This window comes from Pseudomonas protegens, assembly GCF_003732485.1.
GTDB classification, from domain to species: domain Bacteria; phylum Pseudomonadota; class Gammaproteobacteria; order Pseudomonadales; family Pseudomonadaceae; genus Aquipseudomonas; species Aquipseudomonas protegens_B.
On record NZ_MOAK01000055.1, the window covers coordinates 81,787 to 86,921 of the forward strand.

Below are 5,135 nucleotides of genomic sequence, written 5' to 3' on the forward strand. Positions count from 1 at the left end.
AGCGATTCAATTCAATCGAAATCTCAAGCGCCGAAATTAAAAGCTATGGAGATTCGCGGCCTCGTACCTTCAAAGCGTTGTACTGAATGCATTAGCCAAGACGGAAACATGACGAATGTCCCACTTGTGGCGACACAAGTGCTACTAAAACCGGCAGCGATGCAGTCTTCAACCCGCATTCGCAAAGCAGGATTGTATGTCGATGCAACCATACCGCGCGGGTCTATAAACTCCAGATCACCGCCGACTGCCGGATCGTCCTCTCGGCCACCGGCGTCGACCCAGTAGACCCCTGACCAAAACGCGCCAGGATGCCCATGCAGTGCATTGCTATGGCCCGCCTTATTAACATTTGCCCAAGCATTGAGTTTCCATTGGAAACTGGGCTCTGTTAAACCATATTGCTCGCTATGAACCGCTGTAAGTTGAGTTGCGAACTCCGTGGCAAACATCACTAAAGCATCACAGGCTTCCTCGCCCCATTCTGGAAAGTCGTTGGCGGACTGCCAACCTCCTTCATTGCTACGCTGCGCGCCACTGAGATCGTTCGCCATACGGCTTGTGACTATAGCTTTCAGCTCCGCATTGAGTCGTTCTGCGTTGGGGTACTGGATACTAGCCAGGGGGGAAGCGAACAGCCGTCTAATTTTTATCAGCTCAGGATCTACTCGATTATTTCTTGACTGCATTGAGCTCTCACAAAGTCACACCAATTGCACCAAACCATACCGAATCAAATAGATACACGATGTAAACCTTTGTAAAAATCTTATGGCTATTAGTTACAACCCAGCTTGACAGTAGGCTTCAACCGTCTTACTAAAAACGAAATGCAAAGCCCGGCACTTGGCCGGGCTTTGCATTTCAGATACAGGAGCACTCAGTTGTGCACACCAATTAACTTCCAGTCAATTTCAAGCCCACAGCGAGCCAGGACTTCTCGTAAGCCAACCTCAGTTACTCATGAGTTCTTGACTCCATCTAAGTCTTGCACACTCGAGCACTTCATTTACTAGCACAAGATCAGTTCCTGATAATGAAGGATACGACCGAAACCCATGAAATGCCCCCTAGAGTTCTGCGCCCACCCCTCTATAAACATCATCGACCCTTTAAAATCACACCACTCATATACTGATTTAAATCGCGAAAATCATTAACCCTCCAAGAGAACGGCGATAGCTTCACACCATTTTCTCGCAAAGTTCTTGGAATCAAGTCACCATTTGGACGCAGTATTATCGATGACACAATAACGCCCGGATAATCATTCAGTCGTTTTTTGAAAGCGGACGTTGTTAGATCTGGCGTAGGCGGATTGCTTTTATTTGCCAATGGCCCTGTCCCTTTGATATCTGCTCCGTGGCACATAGCGCATCGCTGTAAATAGAGATTTTTTCCATTGGCATTATCCGCGAAGGATAGTGATGCTTGAAACAGCGATAAAATCCCTAGCGAAGCGATGAGTAGTACTTTTATTTTCATTTTTCCATATGGCCTTGTTGGATAAATAATATCTGAATCGAAGGCAAGTCCCTGACGTGCTTTTGCAGCACTCAACTCTCTCTAGAACATTTGAACCGAGGTTGTTCATGAGCAATGTGTTCGTACTCGCGAGAGGTGAACTTCAGATCAAACGGCGTTTCGCTTGGCATGCCCGCCCACAAGCTTGATATCAACTCACTGATTTCACTGAGCAATCCTGGTGACGGTGATCAGAAGCCCGCCATTCTCCTTCGGGACGCCCTTGCGTGCAACGATCGCCCTGAGGAGCCAATGAGCAATACTCGGGCAATGCTCGGGTGGAGAAGGTCATCCCCGGGCGTTCCTTCCGGCAAATCTGCGCATACAGGGCGATCCCACCAATCGATAGCTCATTTGAATGGATCAATGAGGGTGGGCCCAAGAAACAGCCCTGCCTTATTCACCTACTGCGCCGGCCGACAATATTCTGCGGCTCAATTGGACCTCTCCTGGATCAGGATGATGGTCGGCGCGAATATGATGGCTTGATCATCACCGCCGGTCGGTGGTCCTGGCGTCAGACCCGACAACGCCAAAAGAGCGCACCAGGCAGAAGGAATCACAGCTCGGAACCAATAGAGCCACTGACCAAGGCTTCAGGTGGTGGCATGGTGAACAACGGCTGATCATTGGCAGTTTTTTACTGCAGTAACTAACGCCCGATCCATTGCTGGTGCTCGGCCAGGTCAACATGCCCCATCAACGGGGACTGAAGGCAGTGGAGATAATCGTACGGGCAACACCGCTTACGCCATCGCTTTAAGCGGTGGATCAGGGCCGCGTATTACCGGACTTTTATCGCTTAGGTATCGAAATGCTCTTGCATAAAAATCGATAGTGTCCGACGGCGGGATCCTTAAGTTCGACGAATATGTTGAAGCCAGGCCGAAGGTAAAAATTCTGTGCTTGGAAGGAGAAGGTCTCCAGCCACATACCTTGGCCCCCATTTAAAGGACCAAGAGAGATATTTTTTAAACTTTTGCGGCGGGACACGTGATGAGGTGCAGACGCTGTAAAGGACTGGGAGAACAGCATCAGCGTTCAAATTTCGGCTTTGAATTTGAAATTCATGGAGTGCTCGAGATAAAGCGGTCGATATCAGTGAGTTAGGTCTGAGTTACTACCTGCCTAATGGAAAAACATTGATGGCGTAGTTGACCAGATGTCGCGCACTCCACAATATTGACATCGAAAACCAATCTGCTAGCGTTAAATTTCATGAAGCAATCATAATCAAGGGACGCTAGAAAATGAAAAAGGACAGTATTGATATAAGTGCACGATCCGGGGTAGATTTAGACACCATGCTTAGAACCATGTTGGTGAACTATGCAACACGTACCCAGCAGCCCGGCACGGTAAACACCCCACTTGATTATGTGGGGCATCGAGTTGATGATGCCAAACTTTCAGGACAGAGCATTCCCGCATCAGTCGCTGGATCAGTCGAAATATTAACTGTTACGCAAAACATTATGCGCAATGATTTGTCGCATGAAATATCTCTCCCAGTGCCCGGTTTCAGCTATGTAGAGACAAGCGAAACATCAACCACAAACTCAAGTGGATGGGTGTTTACTTATGGAGTGGAGACTACTGCATCTGTAGATGTACTATTTGCTAGTGGCGGAATTACTCACAACTTCAGTGTTGAGTACAATATGTCCACTCAAAATACGGTCACCAGGACAACACAGAGGAGCTGGACCGTTGAGCCATTTTCTATTTCGGTGCCTGCAAACACCAGGTATCGAGTTGATTACATAATGGAGAGAGTGGTTGCTTCGGGTAGAAGTACGATTCGTGCCGAGCTTTCTGGCATAGCCAACTATAGAGCTCGTACTAATCAGGTGAGGCATGACTCTCCGCTTGGTAGTATTGCAAGAGTAATGAGTAACTGGGGGGAAAGCCCGTCTCAATCTGAAGGTTTTTTAGACGGTGGCTGGCCACTTAATCCAGCAGTAAACTCGGCAGAAACAAGGTTCTCAACCAATCACGGACTTCGATTTGACGTTCGGATTTTTGATATAACCCACACAAGAAACTTAGAAGAAAAAGGCGTACTGATCGAGGAAATTCACTTCCCAGCAAAATTTGAAGTTCTTCATGACGATGTGATTACTTCATAGGCAGTGTAAATATTCATATGCGCCCAGGCATCAAGCCTGCACAACTAGACCGGCTGCCACTTATGTGGCAGCAACTCGTCAATCTCAATCTCCCACTGTGTCGGCGGGCGCGTAAGCCCAGCAGCCGAGGGCTCAAGGCCCTTACACGGACGAATGCGGATTAACACCTGCATCAAACTGATATTCGTTTCCTATTAATCCGTAGAGCAGGAAAATTCTCTCAACAAAAAACGGTGTCTATAACCAGTGCTTCACAACCTAATGAATCGCCCCGGGTTTCGTAGACACCTCTTTGCCTTAAGCTGGACTGCCCCCGCCCTCATAGACATCTCCAACCTATGATTTGAGCATAGGAGGAAGTTTATGAGCACCCAACGATTCTCGCCGGAATTCAAGGCAGAAGCCGTCAGGCAAGTCATTGAGCGCGGATACTCCGTTGCGGAAACAGCCGGGCGCCTCGGCGTTTCGACCCACAGCCTCTACAAATGGGTCAAAGCCGTGACGCCTGACAAAACCGAGAAACAGGCCAGCGAACTGCTCGAAGCCAAAAGCGAGATTTTACGGCTGCGAGCCCAAATGCGACGCTTGGAAGAAGAGCGCGACATCTTAAAAAAGGCAGCGCGGTACTTCGCCAGGGAACCCGAGTGAAATACCGCTTTATGAACGAGCACCGACATCAATACGCGATCACTACGCTGTGTCGGGTTTTGCAAGTTGCTCGTGCCGGGTTCTATCAATGGCTACACAAGCCTGTTTCTGATCGAGAAAAAGAGAATGGTCGGTTGTTAGGGCTGATCCGTGACTCCTATGCGGCCAGCCGAGGTGTGTATGGCGCACGGAGGGTGTTTGCTGACTTGCGCGAGGCTGGAGAAAGTTGCGGCAAGCACCGTGTCGCGGCATTGATGCGCACCAATAAAATCAAGGCGCTCAGAGGCTATAAAGCCCCGCGCGCAATCAAAGGGAGGCCATCGATCATTGCCCCCAATCGACTCAACCGGGCGTTCACTGTCGATGCCCCTAATTGTGCTGGTTCATGGCTTTCCTTCAGGCAAAAAAACCCGCTCATGGCGGGCCTGGTGGCAGGTTCGTTTTACATCTGATCTTCGGAGTAGATCCCGGCACGGATCACCGCGCTGCCGACAATCATCCGGCCGTATAGAAGCGGGACAGGGTTGCCCCGGACGCTGGTGTTCATGGCGCCGTTGAAGCAGTAGCTGGGCCGGTTGTTGGGGCTGTCCTGGGTGCCCAAGCCCTTGGCTTGCGGGCTGAGCATCTGGATGACGCCGCCGGCAGTCATGCCTACACCCGCGCCGAGAAATGCTGTTTGAGCTCCAGGCGCGACAAAAAAAGAAGCAATGATCAGTACAGCTCTAACGATGGTCCGCAATAGCCCGGCACGCTTCGAACCTGCAATTACTGGGACAATTCGAATTACTCCTCGCCCCGTTGGTTTTCCGAGATCATCTTCGGAAAGGTTCTGCT

Annotated in this window: 5 protein-coding genes and 1 pseudogene; 3 read left to right on the forward strand and 3 right to left on the reverse strand. The window is 49.8% G+C overall.

The genetic code is table 11. The annotated features are described in order from the left end of the window. Positions 1–23 precede the first annotated feature (23 nt). Entirely contained in the window at positions 24–689 is a 666-nt protein-coding gene (locus BLX41_RS14890; RefSeq protein WP_123725515.1) for a TIGR02466 family protein, read from the reverse strand. A 412-nt stretch (positions 690–1,101) separates the two neighbouring features. After that, positions 1,102–1,485, reverse strand: coding sequence for a c-type cytochrome (locus BLX41_RS14895; RefSeq protein WP_123725516.1), 384 nt, complete (start codon positions 1,483–1,485; stop codon positions 1,102–1,104). A 317-nt stretch (positions 1,486–1,802) separates the two neighbouring features. Here BLX41_RS14895 and BLX41_RS37350 point away from each other — a divergent pair, with 317 nt between their 5' ends. From BLX41_RS37350 to BLX41_RS35415, 3 genes and pseudogenes are all read left to right on the forward strand, one after another. Next, a complete protein-coding gene (locus BLX41_RS37350; protein WP_404942771.1) occupies positions 1,803–2,150 on the forward strand; it encodes an SOS response-associated peptidase family protein in 348 nt (115 codons plus the stop codon). Between the two features lie 624 nt (positions 2,151–2,774). Further along, on the forward strand, positions 2,775–3,653 hold the full coding sequence (locus BLX41_RS14905; RefSeq protein WP_123725518.1) for an ETX/MTX2 family pore-forming toxin: 879 nt from the start codon (positions 2,775–2,777) through the stop codon (positions 3,651–3,653). Between the two features lie 363 nt (positions 3,654–4,016). Continuing rightward, positions 4,017–4,769: pseudogene (locus tag BLX41_RS35415) on the forward strand (IS3 family transposase); the annotation flags it as partial. On the opposite strand, the gene BLX41_RS14920 reads toward BLX41_RS35415, so the two are convergent. Further along, positions 4,744–5,135, reverse strand: a 392-nt coding sequence (locus BLX41_RS14920) for a tail assembly protein (protein WP_259744918.1), incomplete at its 5' end; no start/stop codon positions are given. The pseudogene BLX41_RS35415 and the gene BLX41_RS14920 sit on opposite strands and share 26 nt — an antisense overlap.

Excerpts from the sequence above, each read along its gene's own strand:
- BLX41_RS14890 (WP_123725515.1), bottom strand. The coding sequence starts at position 689 with ATGCAGTCAAGAAATAATCGAGTAGATCCTGAGCTGATAAAAATTAGA.
- BLX41_RS14905 (WP_123725518.1), top strand. The coding sequence starts at position 2,775 with ATGAAAAAGGACAGTATTGATATAAGTGCACGATCCGGGGTAGATTTA.
- BLX41_RS14895 (WP_123725516.1), bottom strand. The coding sequence starts at position 1,485 with ATGAAAATAAAAGTACTACTCATCGCTTCGCTAGGGATTTTATCGCTG.